A 13,539-nucleotide genomic window follows, 5' to 3' on the forward strand; every position below is an offset into this window, starting at 1 on the left:
CCTCACTTAATGTTTGATTTGTTCTTTTTTATAACGATTTTCTATATAAGGTAATCCCAAATGCCCTCGTAATGTGTCACTATCATAGTCGCGATTATAGTAGCCTTTTTCCTCTAAAATGGGAACGACATGCTCAATAAAATCATCATATTGCTTTCCTAATACATACATGCTTATCACAAAACCATCTGCAGCTTCCTGATCAACCCACTCCATCATTTTGTTCGCTACTTGCTCATACGTACCGAAAAATTCAGTTTTAGGAGTTGCTACACGTAACGCTACTTCTCTTAACGTCAAGTTTTCTTCTTTTGCCATTTGCTTAATCTCATCTGTTGTCGATTGAAAACTATTTTTCCCAACATCTCCAATATATGGGAAGGCCTCATCTAGCGGAAATTGACTGAAATCAAAATGATCAAAGTAACGTCCTAAATAATTTAAGGCTTCCTCGATACTAATTAGGTTTTTTATTTCATTATATTTCTCTTCAGCTTCTTCCTCGGTCGCACCAATAATTGGTGACAATGCTGGTAAAATAGCAATAGCCTCTCGCTGTCTACCGTTTTCAACCGCTTGATTTTTTAACGTGCGATAGTAGTCTTGCGCGCTTTCCAACGGAGCTTTATTCGTAAAAATAGCTTCCCCGTGTTTGGCAGCAAATGCGATTCCAGTTTTTGATGATCCTGCTTGGAAAATAACTGGCTGCCCTTGTTTGGAGCGTTCAATATTTAATGGACCTTGTGCGGTAAAAAATTCACCTGTATGATTCAAACGATGCACTTTATCTGGGTCAAAGAATTCCCCTGATTCTCGATTTCTAGTAAATGCATCATCTTCCCAAGAATCCCATAAACCTTTGGTAACTTCTAAATACTCATCCGCCATTTGATAACGTAACTGATGTTCTGGATGATTTCCTTTATTAAAGTTCGTTGCAGTTCCTTCCAGTGGAGAGGTTACAACATTCCAGCCAGCACGGCCGCCTGAAATTTTATCTAATGAAGCAAACTGACGCGCGATATTAAATGGTTCACTATACGTTGTCGAAACTGTCCCAACTAAACCTATATTTTTTGTTACCGCAGCAAGTGTCGATAACAATGTCAATGGTTCAAAGCGATTTAAAAAATGAGGAATAGATTTTTCATTAATGTGTAAGCCATCCGCTATAAACACGAAGTCAAACCCAGTTTGCTCGGCTTTTTGCGTTACAGCTATATAATGGTCCAAATTAATACTTCCATCAGCAGGTACTTCCTCTGATTTCCATGAATTCATATGGCCCCCTGGACCTTGGATTAATATTCCGAGTTTCATATTTTTGCTAGCCATCTTTCCACTTCCTTTTTATTCTTCTAGTAAATCGATATCAAACCATTTTAAAGATATCTCGGAAAATGTCCCATTATCTTTCAGTTTCTCGATTGTTTGATTAATCTCTGCAATCAAAGCATCATTTTCTTCCGTTTTTTGAAATGGTAAAGCAACTGGTTGGTCACCAAATGGGTCATCTACAATTTGTAACGGAATGTCTCTTTCATTAATTTGTGCCATCAATTGCTCTCTGCCGTAGATAAACCCATCTGCTTTTCCTGTAGCAACATCTGTATAAACTACATCAACGGATTCATAAATGACCAGCTCATAATCTTCTTCTGGGTAAGTTTCTTTTAAGACATTTTCAAAGTTTGTTCCCATAATACTAGCTAATTTTTTTCCTTCTAAATCATCTAATGACTGAACTCTAGCGTCATCTTTTGCTGTCACAACTACTGCCTTCGAGCTGTAATAAGGATCTGTGAAATTATATGTTTTTGCTCTTTCTTCTGTTGCAGCAAAGTTAATCGCTGTGTCAACTTTTCCTGATTGCAAATTAGCAAGAACACCATTCCAATCAGTGACAACCCAATCCACTTCATAACCCATATCTTCAAAAATAGCATGGAACACATCTACAACGAAGCCTTTTAGCTCTCCATCTTCTTTAAACGTATGCGGATAACCATCTGGTACAGCGCCAACTGTGATAACTTTATCCTCAGCAGTTGAACCTTCATTACTGGAACTTTCTCCACAACCTGCAGCAAAAAACAGGAACACAGCTGACAATAATATCGCAAATTTATTCATTTATGCTTTCTCCCCCTCGATCATGAATCACTTAAAACTTGGTACATCACTATACCAACCTTATAACTGAACTTCCTACCATTAAATATGTTGACAGCCTAATAAAACGCAATCCCTGCCCCTATCAATACAATTTTTCAAATTACATTTAGCTTTTATTTAATACAGGAACCGTCAACTGACTTAATAATTCAAATGACTTCAACCGTTTTTCTTCATTTTGAATAGGTGTATGCAGGATAAATTCATCGATCACATGAGTAGCTGCTAATTGATCTAGCTCCTCTTTTACAAATTCCGGACTTCCTGCAATCATATCCACTTCTTGCTCTTTAATTTCAAAGGATTCCGTCGTCTGTTCGCGAAATAATTCCACTTGTTCAAGCGACTGAACAGATAGGGAACGACCACTTTCAAGGTGAATTTTATAAATTTTGTAGTGTCGTGCTTCTTCCTCTGCTTCTCTTTGTGTTGCCGCAGCAAAAGAAGCAACTGCAACAATAAATTTCCCACCTGGATAAATCTTTCGATACTCCTGTACTGCTTCTTGAAGGATGTCATTATTCCCATTTAAGAATCGTGCAAATACGAAGTTCGCTTTCTGCTCTGCAGCCAGTCTTGCACTGTTTGCACTCGCGCCTAAAAGAAAGACAGGAACTTTCTCCTTTGGTTTTGGCAATGCTTTCGCACCATATAGCGTATGATCTTCAGGTAATGCGTCATGGATGAATTGATTAAGGGTCGTAAACCGTTCTTCAAAATCAATATCATTACCCGCTGCCCCATATCGCAATGCCTTTGTCGATAAAGAAAATCCACCCGGTGCTTTCCCTACGCCTAGCTCCACCCTTCCAGGAGTAAGTGATGATAAAAGTTGAAAGTTTTCTACTACTTTATAAGGACTATAATGCTGTAACATCACTCCACCTGAGCCAATTTTGATGGAAGTAGTTTTTGCTAATAAATGGGATATAAGCACTTCAGGTGAAGTCCCTGCAAGATCAAGTACCTGATGATGCTCCGAAACCCAGAAACGCTCATATCCCCATTCTTCTGCTTTTTGCACTAATTGAATCGTGCTTTTTAATGCATCTTCTGCCGATTCCCCTGAAAAAATCGGACTTTGATCAAGTATTCCAAGTTTATATAACATTGCTTTCTCTCCCATGTTCTTGATTTCTATTACAAAGCCATTTCGTGTAGAGCTATTCAGCTCAATAAGCCATTCTTATTCATTCCTATATTTCTATGAACATCCTTTCCTTTAAAAAGGGCTTCGTTCATTGGATCATTGGATATTTACTCTGTTACTCTGTGCAGCTTTCCAATTTCCTTCAAACAAATCGTTATCAAAAACGCTTCCATATATTAGATATTTAAATCACTAGCTTTCACATTTTCTTAGTTATAACTCAAATATTAGTATACCAAGCAATTTACAAGGATTAATAAATTGAATTAAGTATAGCATTTTCTTATAAATGCTACAACAGACGGAATTATAGATATTTTTTTGTTTGGTTATAGAGACACTCTATATAGAAAGTCCTTTCCTCGAAAAAATAAAAAGATTCCAATCATTATTTATTAAAACCTTCAATCTAGCAAATACATAATATCCTCAAACACTTTAAAATCAACGCTTCATTACATTCAATTAACCCTATCTTAATAGATTCTTTACAATCGTTTGGTATATTCAGTTAACAGGCTCTATACATACACCTGAACTTTTATCAAGACAGTCCTTTTCCTACTGTTCCTATATATGTAAATAAACATTTACAACCAAACTGTACATACTGAGGTTAGTTACTACCACAGCAACGTTTTTCTAATTTAAAAATACTATTTAGGTGGTGCTGTTATGTTAACAATACGTAAATTGTCATGTACCCGACAGAATAAACAAATTCTAAATTTTATACTAAAGGTGCAATCATCGATGATAGAAAGTTTGCTATGTTGCATTTGCTTAGGAGGTTTACAAAATGAGCTTTAACAAAAATACCAACTCCTCCAACACATGTAGTTCCAACGATAGCCTTTCGATTGCACAGTTATTCCGTACGTACGGCCGTCTGAAGAATTTCGAAAAACATGCATTTATTTATCAAAAAAATGACATTTCAAAAGCAGCATACTTTATTGAAGAAGGTTTGGTAAAAATTTGTCAATTCACGGATGAAGGTAAGGACGTAACATTTTTTATTAGAAAGCCAAATGAAGCTTTCGGTCTAGCAGAAATAGTATTAGATACGCCTCACCCATGCTATGCACAATGTCTTCGTAACAGTAAAATTTGGGTGCTTGATTCACATGTGTTTCACGATGTACTGGAATCAGATCCAATCATAATGAAAGAGGTTCTCTATACACTGACAAATCGCCTAATTCATCATCAGCTCAATTTGGAATTAATCGTTGCAAAATCTGCATCCTGGCGCTTAGCATCATTGCTCAATCAGCTTAGCATAACAAATGCGCAAGGAGAAAAAGTAGTTGAATTAATGCTCACACAAGAAGAGCTTTCAAATGTAGTTGGGTGTTCTCGACAGACAATATCTGAACTGCTTAGTAAATGGCGATCAGATGGAATCATTGAGCATGATCGAAAAAAGAATAAAAAAGTATTAAAACTCGTTAAAATTGATGAAATTTTAATGAAGAACTATGGAGTCTAGATATGTAACGAAGAAGGTGAATTACTTTGACAAGAATTATAATCGACACAGATATTGGTACAAATCCGGATGATGCGATTGCGATAACGTTAGCTTTACAATCACCAGAAATTACAATAGAAGGAATAACAACAGTATATGGGAATGTAGACATCCGCTCTCCAATTGCGAATCACCTCCTAACGCTCTCAGGCAAAGAGGAGATTCATGTTTATCCAGGAATTAGCGATACATTGCTTGGGAATAGGGAAATTTTCTGGACAGGACTTGAAGAGCAACATATTACTGAAATGACAATGGAAAGTACTGCGAGTCAGCATGCTGTTGATTTTATCATTCAATCCATTATGAACCATCCTGGTGAAATTACCCTTGTTCCAATAGGTCCACTAACCAATATTGCAGTAGCTATGATCAAGGAACCCCAAATTATAAACAATGTAAAAGAAATTATCATGATGGGTGGCGTCACACGACTTGGTACAAATGGAAAGCACTTAGCTTTCATGGAGCATAATGTTAAAAGTGATCCCGAAGCTGCTTCCATTGTTTTTAGAAGTAATGCCCCAATCACTATGATAGGCTTGGATGTTACGCGCTCCATTCAATTATCAAGGACAGATTTAATTCCATTGTCAACGGAGAAAACATTGACACAAACACTGAATAAAATGATTCGCTCCCATATGGAATATATGAATCGGGACTTTTCCTATCTATGTGATCCATTAGCAATTGCTGCAATTATCGATAGGAGTCTAATTGAAACCGAGCGAATGTCTATCCATGTTGACTATCACCCGCAATACGAATCTGGTCAGACAATCGGTGAATTAAATGAAAAAGGAAATATACAGGTCGCACTCGAGGTAGATAACGAGCGATTCCTGAACTTATTTAAATCGAGAATTACTGGACTCATTAAAAATGAGCGAAGCAAAATTCATTCATAAGAAGGATACAGGATGAACAAACCACTAAAAGGTAAGTTTTAAAATCTAAAAAATACGATATTAGGAGAATACAAAATGAAAGCATCTATGAAACTAGTAAGCTTATTGTTATTAATACTACTATTAGCCGCTTGTGGAAATTCAGAAGCAAGCTCTGATGATACACAGAATGGAGAAAAAACGGTTGTAGATTATTGGCACGTAAATGCAGAGACCCAAGGTGGACAAACGGTTGAAGAACTTGTAAAGGAGTTTAACGAATCACAGGATGAAATTATTGTAGAACCTCGTTACAACTCTGGAATGTATCAAGGATTAATGCAAAATCTGCAGGCAGAGGCTGCAGCTGGTAATGCACCAGCACTTGTACAGATTGGCTGGTCTTACCGTGAATACTTTTCAAATAACTTCCATTTTATAGAGCCACAGGAAATCATTAAAAACATATCAGAGGACGAAGGATATTTAGAAGAAAAATTCCTACCGAATGTACTTGCATTAGCAGAAAACAATGATGGTTCCCAGGTTGGGCTTCCGTACTCCTTAAGTACACCAATCCTTTACTTGAATATGGATATTCTAAACGAAGCAGGCGTTTCACCTGAAGATTTAACTAGCTGGGAAGCAGTAAAAGAAGCTGCTAAAACAATTAGCGAGAGTACAGATAACTATGGTCTATACATTGCAGAAGCAGCAGATAACTGGAATGTACAGCAATTAATAGAAAGTAATGATGCAGCAATAATCAATGATGGCAAAGCTGCATTTGCAAACGAACAAGGATTTGAAGCATACCAATTGTATGCAGATATGATCACAGAAGATAAAAGTGCCTTGCATATTGGATCAGATGAAGGAACTCAAGCATTTGTAACTGGAGATGTAGGTATTGCACATCTGACAATCGCTCAACGAAAAAACATTTCAGATAATGCTGCATTTGAGGTAAGTGGAGTTCCATCACCAGCATTTGATGGAGAACAATTAAAGGTTCCAGCAGGTGGATCGTTGTTAGCTATCACTACTGATGATGAGGAGAAACAGCAAGCAGCATGGGAATTTACAAAATTCTTGTATGAAGCTGATTCTATCGCTGCATGGACTGAGGGAACTGGGTATCTCCCGCCTACAGTAGATGCTGTTGATAATAACGACGAATTAAAAGCACTAATGGATGAAGATACGATGATGCTTTCTGCTTATCATCAACTCGAAAACTTAGTTCCGTGGGCTCCATTCCCTGGAGGTTCCGGATTACAGGCTGAACAATTATTAATCGATATGAGAGATAAAATTCTAGCAGGTGCACCTATTGAGGAAACCATGAAAGCAACACAAGAAGAAATTAATAATCTATTACAATAATTCATTGCATGAGGGAGAACGATTTATTACTTAGAATGGACAATTCTCCCTCCCCATTCAACTTATTGTTACATTCTCATCGGAGGATTCTATGAATAAAAATAACACATTACACCTAAATAAGATAAACATGAAACCTTGGCTGTTTCTAACTCCAGTTTTTATTATGTTCAGTCTCTTTGTTTTCTGGCCATTACTTTATACGTTCTACTTAAGCTTTTTTGATTGGAATATGGTTAGCCCTACGAAAACCTTTGTTGGTATCGACAATTATATATCTGTTCTGACAAACCCAACAACATACAAGATATTCCTGAACACCCTGTTTTTCATTGGTATTTTATTATTGATCAACCTTGTAGTTCCTTATATTTTTGCTTTTGTATTACATCTTATCTTAAACCGATTGAAAGGTTTTTATAAAACGGCGATATTTTTGCCCGCCTTTATTTCTCTTGTTGTTGGCTCTATCCTATTCACATGGATTCTGAACCCTATTTCAGGTCCAATTGCAGAAATTGCAGGCTGGTTTGGAATACAATTGCCGATATGGAGTCAAACGGAAGGTTTGGTAATCGTTGTAATCAGTTTAATTACATCTTGGAAGGTTTTTGGATATAACTTTATTATGCTGTACGCTTCTATAAGTGGAATTTCAGAGGAAATTATTGAAGCAGCTAGACTGGATGGAGTTCCCCTCCACCGGATATTCCTTGATATTATTCTCCCAGTGAGTAGTTCCGCTGGAGTATATATTTTGATTATGACAATCGTGCAAGGCTTACAATTTGTCTACACACCGATTAGTGTCATCACACAAGGTGGACCGAATTATGCAAGTTCCAATTTAATCTATCAATCTTATAATGAAGGATTTATCTTATACAGAACCGGTCACTCAGCTGCCCTATCCATTATGACATTACTTGTATTTGCAATTCTGTTATTAATAGAATTCAAGTTTGTGGAAAGAGGTGTGCATTATGAGAACTAATTCATTCCTAGGCATCCTTTGGCACACAATTTTTATACTAACTGTATTCATACTCATATTTCCTATTATATTTGCACTTGGAACATCATTTAAACCGCTCCAGGAAGTATATAATAATGTGTTAAATATTATTCCAATTGCACCAACATTTGATAATTATATCGGTTTATTTGAGCGATTGCCGATGATCCAAATAACCATGAATACATTCACGATTGCAACGGTTGTAACAATCATGAAAATGCTTATCTCATTTTTAGCAGCCTATGCGTTTGTCTACTTTGATTTCAAAGGAAAGAAATTCATATACTTTATCTTCATTGCATCCATTTTTATCCCGTTTACGGTAACGATGATTCCAAACTACTTAATCATGTCATCGTGGGGGTTAGCTGATAGTATATTTGGGGTAATTCTTCCGCAAATTTCGGATGCAATCGGAATTCTATTAATTAATCAAACGATGCGTTCGATTCCGTTTTCCTTAATTGAATCTGCAAGAATCGATAATATCAGTCACTCAAGAATTATGATCGATATCATCCTGCCTCTTATTCGACCACAATTAATGTCAACGGGAATCTGGTTCTTTGTAAATTCCTGGAATGAATTCGTATGGCCATCCTTAATGCTGAAATCTGTTGATAGTTATACACTTCCTTTAGCATTGCAAATGTTTATCAGTGCTGAAGGTGGAACAGATTTATCCGTAGCCATGGCAGTCTCGATTGTAACGATGATTATTCCATTACTACTCTATCTCGTATTCCAAAAATATATCATTGGAACATTTACTGCATCTGGTATTAAATAAACCGATTGTTTTTAGGAGGATATTATGAAAGGCATTGAATTTAAGAACGTAAAGAAGGCATATGGTGATACTACGATCATCGAAAATTTAAATTTAAAAATTCATGAAGGAGAACGATTAATCCTACTCGGGCCATCCGGTTGCGGGAAATCTACAATGCTTCGGATGATTGCCGGATTTGAGAAAATTACAGATGGCGATCTATATATGAATGCAAATATGGTAAACGAAGTACCGAGTGGCAAACGCAATGTTGCGATGGTATTCCAAAACTATGCACTATATCCACATATGACAGCTGAAGAGAATATCACATACGGTCTTCGCAGGAATAAAGTAAACAAGCAGGAAATAAAACGTAGACTTGATTCCGTTGTCGAAACACTATTACTTGAGCCTTATTTAAAGCGAAAACCAAAAGATTTATCTGGTGGTCAAAGACAGCGAGTAGCATTAGCAAGGGCAGTAGTTAAGGAAAGTAATTTCTTCCTGCTTGATGAACCGCTATCCAATCTAGACGCTCAATTAAGGGTATCTGCTAGAAAAGAATTAATGAATATTCATCATACGTTTAAGCAAACGATGGTCTACGTAACACATGATCAAATTGAAGCCATGACATTCGGAGAACGAATCGCTTTAATGAATAAGGGCGAATTACAAATGCTTGATACACCTGAAAATGTATATAACCGCCCAGTCAATATATTTACAGCAAAATTCATTGGTTCTCCTCCAACTAATATAATGGATATGGTTTATGACAATGGCAAGGCAATTATTGGGAACCAATCCTTTACATTTGATACCAAGTGGGTAAAACATATTGAAGCTAGTAACGCAACTGATTTTGTCTTTGGAATTCGTCCAGAGCATCTACAAATCTCAAAATCACCACTAGAAAACGCACTAAAAGGGAAAGTGAAATATGTTGAAAATCAAGGGGATCAATATGCTGTATTTATTGATATGGCAAACAGTGAAGTTATTGCAATGAGTAATTCAAAAGACTGGAATACGGACGAGGTAATCTTCGTGCAACCAATGGCAGATCACATACACATTTTTGATAAAGCAACAACTAACTCCATTGGTTACCCAGGAGTATAAGGGAAGTATCCTTGTCTGAAAGCTAATAAATAATAATGAGAGAGGTAGATAACAATGACATTTGAAATTTGTTATTCTGAAAATACGCGTTTAACGAAGGATGTAAAAGAAAATGTACTGCATTTAATTGAACACGGCGCAGAAACAGTGGAATTATTTATAGATGGTTCAAAATGGGAACTAACGGAGTCACAGTTTGAAGAAATGGCAGCAATGTTAAAGGAACTACCTGTCCAATATACCGTTCACCCCCCTGCTTTTGATATCAATTTAACAAGTGAGAACAAAGCGGTAAGAGAAACAGCATTCTCTGAGTATAAAAAATCTATCCAATTTGCGGGTATGATAGATGCAAGTCACGTTGTCATTCATCCAGGGTTCTGCTTCTCATCCGTATTTGATAAGCAAGTAGCCCAAGAACGCGCCATCGTGTACATAAAGCAATTAAGTGCCATCGCGAAAGAAAATCATGTTAAACTTGCCATCGAAAACGTTGGATATAATGGTTCTTCTATTTTCACACAAGAAGAATTTACAGTGTTTCTTGATAAAAATTTTGAACACGATGAATCTGTCGGTTATTTAATTGATGTTGGTCATGCTTTATTAAACCAGTGGGATATCCCTAAACTGATAGCAGATACGAAACATCGTCTATTAGCTCTTCATCTGCATGATAACAATGGCACTAGTGATGACCATTTGCCAATCTACGAAGGTAAAATGGAATGGGAAGCGATATTTAATACAATCCGTGAAGAAGAAATTAATTGTGAATTCATTTTAGAATATGACCAGAACATCCCTTTAGAGAAGCTTCGTGAAGGGAAGGAAATTATTCGGAGGGAGATTTTTGGTTGAGCGGGCTATAGTGTAGTTGTATTATATGACCTGAGATACTTTCTACACCATTCTGAAGTCATAAAAGTCAAAACCCACAGCACGTACGCTGTGGGTTTTATTTCCTTGTATAAATTGTAAGCAACCATTCTCGGCCCTTATTACCGAGTCCTCAATAAACAAAAAATATAATATTTTAATTGAACATTCAAAAAATGAAGCTTGCAAAAACAGCACTCATTCTATTGAATGGGTGCTGTTTTTTTATCATTATCCATAATTTTTTTCTATTTATAATTGTTAATTAATCAGCTGGTCCACTAGGATTCACAGGATTCAAAACCCGATGCCTCAACACGAAGCTATAGTCCAAGACTGGCGGAGAAGGAGGGATTTGAACCCTCGCGCCGCTTACACGACCTACACCCTTAGCAGGGGCGCCTCTTCAGCCTCTTGAGTACTTCCCCAAATGGCTCCACAGGTAGGATTCGAACCTACGACCGATCGGTTAACAGCCGATTGCTCTACCACTGAGCTACTGTGGAATAGTTTATACGCGCCCTAGAGGATTCGAACCTCTGACCCACAGCTTAGAAGGCTGTTGCTCTATCCTACTGAGCTAAGGGCGCAAATGTAAAATTATATAATAACATACAATTGTATGGAATTTAATCCAATGTAAGAATTATAGGAATGGGCCTGAGTGGACTCGAACCACCGACCTCACGCTTATCAGGCGTGCGCTCTAACCAGCTGAGCTACAGGCCCAAAGAAAAGGGTAATTGGAGCGGGTGAAGGGAATCGAACCCTCATCATCAGCTTGGAAGGCTGAGGTTTTACCACTAAACTACACCCGCATTGTATGATATAAAATGGTGGAGGGAGTAGGACTCGAACCTACGAACCCGATGGGAGCGGATTTACAGTCCGCCGCGTTTGGCCAACTTCGCTATCCCTCCAATTTAAAGTGGTGGCTCGGGACGGAATCGAACCGCCGACACACGGATTTTCAGTCCGTTGCTCTACCGACTGAGCTACCGAGCCAATTATTTAATTAACTATTTATAGATGGAGGAGGTAGAGGGATTCGAACCCCCGCGCGGTTTGACCCGCCTGTCGGTTTTCAAGACCGATCCCTTCAGCCAGACTTGGGTATACCTCCAAAATAATGACAAACCTATAAATGGACCCTGCAGGACTCGAACCTGCGACCGATCGGTTATGAGCCGATAGCTCTAACCAACTGAGCTAAGGGTCCATGAGTTTTTTTAAAATTAATGGGGCGACCGGTGGGGATTGAACCCACGTATGCCGGAGCCACAATCCGGTGCGTTAACCACTTCGCCACGACCGCCATTATGCATTTATTTATTTTTTTATGGTAGCGGCGGAGGGGATCGAACCCACGACCTCACGGGTATGAACCGTACGCTCTCGCCAGCTGAGCTACGCCGCCAATATTCAAATGGAGCCTAGCGGGATCGAACCGCTGACCTCCTGCGTGCAAGGCAGGCGCTCTCCCAGCTGAGCTAAGGCCCCATGTAGAAAAAATAGGTTTCAAAATGCTATCATTTAGTTCAAAACTTAGCACTCCATCAAGCAAGTCTACTTCCCGGAATTACGCGCCCGAGAGGAGTCGAACCCCTAACCTCTTGATCCGTAGTCAAACGCTCTATCCAATTGAGCTACGGGCGCATATGGTGAGCCATGAAGGATTCGAACCTTCGACCCTTTGATTAAAAGTCAAATGCTCTACCGACTGAGCTAATGGCTCATAATATATAACACATCATGATAAACGAATATTTATTAGAACGGAAAATGGTGCCGGCCAGAGGACTTGAACCCCCAACCTACTGATTACAAGTCAGTTGCTCTACCAATTGAGCTAGGCCGGCATCTGGCGGTCCGGACGGGACTCGAACCCGCGACCTCCTGCGTGACAGGCAGGCATTCTAACCAACTGAACTACCGGACCAATAATTATATGTTGAAAATCTAACGTGTATATTTATTTTAAAGTATTTTGGTTGCGGGGGCAGGATTTGAACCTACGACCTTTGGGTTATGAGCCCAACGAGCTACCAGACTGCTCCACCCCGCGATATAATAATATATTTCATCTGAAAGAAAAATGGTGGAGGATGCAGGGCTCGAACCTGCGACCCCCTGCTTGTAAGGCAGGTGCTCTCCCAGCTGAGCTAATCCTCCACATTGGTGACCCGTACGGGATTCGAACCCGTGATACCGCCGTGAAAGGGCGGTGTCTTAACCGCTTGACCAACGGGCCAGGTAATTTTTCCCAAGTATAAACAAAGAAATAATTTCACAGGTAGATTTCAAAAAGTTAAACTTCGAATCTACGATCGAACAACGAATAGTCGTTGTGCTACCATTAAGGTACTGTGAAATAATCTTTTGCCTGGCGGCGTCCTACTCTTGCAGGGACAAAGTCCCAACTACCATCGGCGCTGAAGAGCTTAACTTCTGTGTTCGGGATGGGAACAGGTGTGACCTCTTCGCTATTGCTACCAGACCTATATTTTTTTCAGGTTTGCACCTTCAAAACTAAATAAGAGTAAACAAGACATCAAAATAAAGAAGTTAGTTAAGTCCTCGATCGATTAGTATCCGTAAGCTTCACGT

10 protein-coding genes, 19 tRNA genes and 1 rRNA gene are annotated in these 13,539 nt (G+C 38.5%); 7 read left to right on the forward strand and 23 right to left on the reverse strand.

What is annotated here, in order from left to right; translation table 11 throughout:
* Positions 1-6: 6 nt before the first annotated feature.
* The 3 genes from F1560_RS02390 to F1560_RS02400 all read right to left on the reverse strand — a co-directional run bounded on the left by F1560_RS02390 (position 7) and on the right by F1560_RS02400 (position 3,286).
* The gene (locus tag F1560_RS02390) at positions 7-1,335 is read right to left on the reverse strand and encodes an LLM class flavin-dependent oxidoreductase (protein ID WP_149473066.1); all 1,329 of its coding nucleotides are present in this window, start codon (positions 1,333-1,335) and stop codon (positions 7-9) included.
* 15 nt (positions 1,336-1,350) lie between these two features.
* A complete protein-coding gene (locus F1560_RS02395) occupies positions 1,351-2,133 on the reverse strand; it encodes a transporter substrate-binding domain-containing protein (protein WP_149473067.1) in 783 nt (260 codons plus the stop codon).
* 148 nt (positions 2,134-2,281) lie between these two features.
* Complete coding sequence (locus F1560_RS02400) at positions 2,282-3,286, reverse strand: LLM class flavin-dependent oxidoreductase (protein WP_149473068.1); 1,005 nt, start codon at positions 3,284-3,286, stop codon at positions 2,282-2,284.
* Positions 3,287-4,124: 838 nt separating this feature from the next.
* Here F1560_RS02400 and F1560_RS02405 point away from each other — a divergent pair.
* The 7 genes from F1560_RS02405 to F1560_RS02435 all read left to right on the forward strand — a co-directional run bounded on the left by F1560_RS02405 (position 4,125) and on the right by F1560_RS02435 (position 10,914).
* A complete protein-coding gene (locus F1560_RS02405; RefSeq protein WP_149473069.1) occupies positions 4,125-4,817 on the forward strand; it encodes a Crp/Fnr family transcriptional regulator in 693 nt (230 codons plus the stop codon).
* 26 nt (positions 4,818-4,843) lie between these two features.
* Positions 4,844-5,770, forward strand: coding sequence for a nucleoside hydrolase (locus tag F1560_RS02410; RefSeq protein WP_149473070.1), 927 nt, complete (start codon positions 4,844-4,846; stop codon positions 5,768-5,770).
* 75 nt (positions 5,771-5,845) lie between these two features.
* The gene (locus F1560_RS02415) at positions 5,846-7,135 is read left to right on the forward strand and encodes an extracellular solute-binding protein (RefSeq protein ID WP_149473071.1); all 1,290 of its coding nucleotides are present in this window, start codon (positions 5,846-5,848) and stop codon (positions 7,133-7,135) included.
* 91 nt (positions 7,136-7,226) lie between these two features.
* The gene (locus tag F1560_RS02420; protein WP_149473072.1) at positions 7,227-8,129 is read left to right on the forward strand and encodes a carbohydrate ABC transporter permease; all 903 of its coding nucleotides are present in this window, start codon (positions 7,227-7,229) and stop codon (positions 8,127-8,129) included.
* Positions 8,119-8,943 (forward strand): carbohydrate ABC transporter permease, encoded by an 825-nt coding sequence (locus F1560_RS02425; protein ID WP_149473073.1) that lies wholly within the window; start codon positions 8,119-8,121, stop codon positions 8,941-8,943. Before F1560_RS02420 ends, F1560_RS02425 begins: the two co-directional genes overlap by 11 nt.
* A gap of 24 nt (positions 8,944-8,967) precedes the next feature.
* Positions 8,968-10,053 (forward strand): ABC transporter ATP-binding protein, encoded by a 1,086-nt coding sequence (locus tag F1560_RS02430; protein WP_149473074.1) that lies wholly within the window; start codon positions 8,968-8,970, stop codon positions 10,051-10,053.
* Positions 10,054-10,107: 54 nt separating this feature from the next.
* Entirely contained in the window at positions 10,108-10,914 is an 807-nt protein-coding gene (locus tag F1560_RS02435) for a sugar phosphate isomerase/epimerase family protein (RefSeq protein ID WP_149473075.1), read from the forward strand.
* Between the two features lie 355 nt (positions 10,915-11,269).
* Here the strand turns inward: F1560_RS02435 and F1560_RS02440 are convergent.
* The 20 genes from F1560_RS02440 to rrf form a co-directional block, all read right to left on the reverse strand.
* A tRNA-Ser gene (locus F1560_RS02440) sits at positions 11,270-11,360 on the reverse strand.
* Positions 11,361-11,363: 3 nt separating this feature from the next.
* Positions 11,364-11,438: transfer RNA gene (locus F1560_RS02445), tRNA-Asn, on the reverse strand.
* A gap of 10 nt (positions 11,439-11,448) precedes the next feature.
* Positions 11,449-11,522 (reverse strand) — tRNA-Arg (locus F1560_RS02450).
* Between the two features lie 65 nt (positions 11,523-11,587).
* Positions 11,588-11,661 (reverse strand) — tRNA-Ile (locus F1560_RS02455).
* A 15-nt stretch (positions 11,662-11,676) separates the two neighbouring features.
* Positions 11,677-11,750, reverse strand: a tRNA-Gly gene (locus F1560_RS02460).
* Between the two features lie 16 nt (positions 11,751-11,766).
* Positions 11,767-11,852, reverse strand: a tRNA-Tyr gene (locus tag F1560_RS02465).
* Between the two features lie 9 nt (positions 11,853-11,861).
* A tRNA-Phe gene (locus F1560_RS02470) sits at positions 11,862-11,937 on the reverse strand.
* Positions 11,938-11,962: 25 nt separating this feature from the next.
* Positions 11,963-12,055: transfer RNA gene (locus tag F1560_RS02475), tRNA-Ser, on the reverse strand.
* Between the two features lie 22 nt (positions 12,056-12,077).
* A tRNA-Ile gene (locus F1560_RS02480) sits at positions 12,078-12,151 on the reverse strand.
* Between the two features lie 20 nt (positions 12,152-12,171).
* A tRNA-His gene (locus tag F1560_RS02485) sits at positions 12,172-12,247 on the reverse strand.
* A gap of 25 nt (positions 12,248-12,272) precedes the next feature.
* Positions 12,273-12,349 (reverse strand) — tRNA-Met (locus F1560_RS02490).
* 10 nt (positions 12,350-12,359) lie between these two features.
* Positions 12,360-12,432, reverse strand: a tRNA-Ala gene (locus F1560_RS02495).
* A gap of 82 nt (positions 12,433-12,514) precedes the next feature.
* Positions 12,515-12,588: transfer RNA gene (locus F1560_RS02500), tRNA-Arg, on the reverse strand.
* A 3-nt stretch (positions 12,589-12,591) separates the two neighbouring features.
* Positions 12,592-12,667 (reverse strand) — tRNA-Lys (locus F1560_RS02505).
* A gap of 48 nt (positions 12,668-12,715) precedes the next feature.
* A tRNA-Thr gene (locus tag F1560_RS02510) sits at positions 12,716-12,791 on the reverse strand.
* A 3-nt stretch (positions 12,792-12,794) separates the two neighbouring features.
* Positions 12,795-12,871: transfer RNA gene (locus F1560_RS02515), tRNA-Asp, on the reverse strand.
* A 49-nt stretch (positions 12,872-12,920) separates the two neighbouring features.
* Positions 12,921-12,997: transfer RNA gene (locus F1560_RS02520), tRNA-Met, on the reverse strand.
* 31 nt (positions 12,998-13,028) lie between these two features.
* Positions 13,029-13,104 (reverse strand) — tRNA-Val (locus F1560_RS02525).
* Positions 13,105-13,108: 4 nt separating this feature from the next.
* Positions 13,109-13,183: transfer RNA gene (locus F1560_RS02530), tRNA-Glu, on the reverse strand.
* A 130-nt stretch (positions 13,184-13,313) separates the two neighbouring features.
* Positions 13,314-13,429 (reverse strand): 5S ribosomal RNA (gene rrf / locus F1560_RS02535).
* Between the last annotated feature and the right edge of the window lie 110 nt (positions 13,430-13,539).

It is taken from the genome of Oceanobacillus polygoni (assembly GCF_008304605.1).
Lineage (GTDB): Bacteria > Bacillota > Bacilli > Bacillales > Amphibacillaceae > Oceanobacillus > Oceanobacillus polygoni.

What these genes read in the sequence shown, in the direction of transcription:
- F1560_RS02405 (WP_149473069.1), top strand. Translation starts at nt 4,125, where the DNA reads ATGAGCTTTAACAAAAATACCAACTCCTCCAACACATGTAGTTCCAAC.
- F1560_RS02400 (WP_149473068.1), bottom strand. Translation starts at nt 3,286, where the DNA reads ATGTTATATAAACTTGGAATACTTGATCAAAGTCCGATTTTTTCAGGG.
- F1560_RS02425 (WP_149473073.1), top strand. Translation starts at nt 8,119, where the DNA reads ATGAGAACTAATTCATTCCTAGGCATCCTTTGGCACACAATTTTTATA.
- F1560_RS02435 (WP_149473075.1), top strand. Translation starts at nt 10,108, where the DNA reads ATGACATTTGAAATTTGTTATTCTGAAAATACGCGTTTAACGAAGGAT.
- F1560_RS02420 (WP_149473072.1), top strand. Translation starts at nt 7,227, where the DNA reads ATGAATAAAAATAACACATTACACCTAAATAAGATAAACATGAAACCT.
- F1560_RS02395 (WP_149473067.1), bottom strand. Translation starts at nt 2,133, where the DNA reads ATGAATAAATTTGCGATATTATTGTCAGCTGTGTTCCTGTTTTTTGCT.
- F1560_RS02430 (WP_149473074.1), top strand. Translation starts at nt 8,968, where the DNA reads ATGAAAGGCATTGAATTTAAGAACGTAAAGAAGGCATATGGTGATACT.
- F1560_RS02390 (WP_149473066.1), bottom strand. Translation starts at nt 1,335, where the DNA reads ATGGCTAGCAAAAATATGAAACTCGGAATATTAATCCAAGGTCCAGGG.
- F1560_RS02415 (WP_149473071.1), top strand. Translation starts at nt 5,846, where the DNA reads ATGAAAGCATCTATGAAACTAGTAAGCTTATTGTTATTAATACTACTA.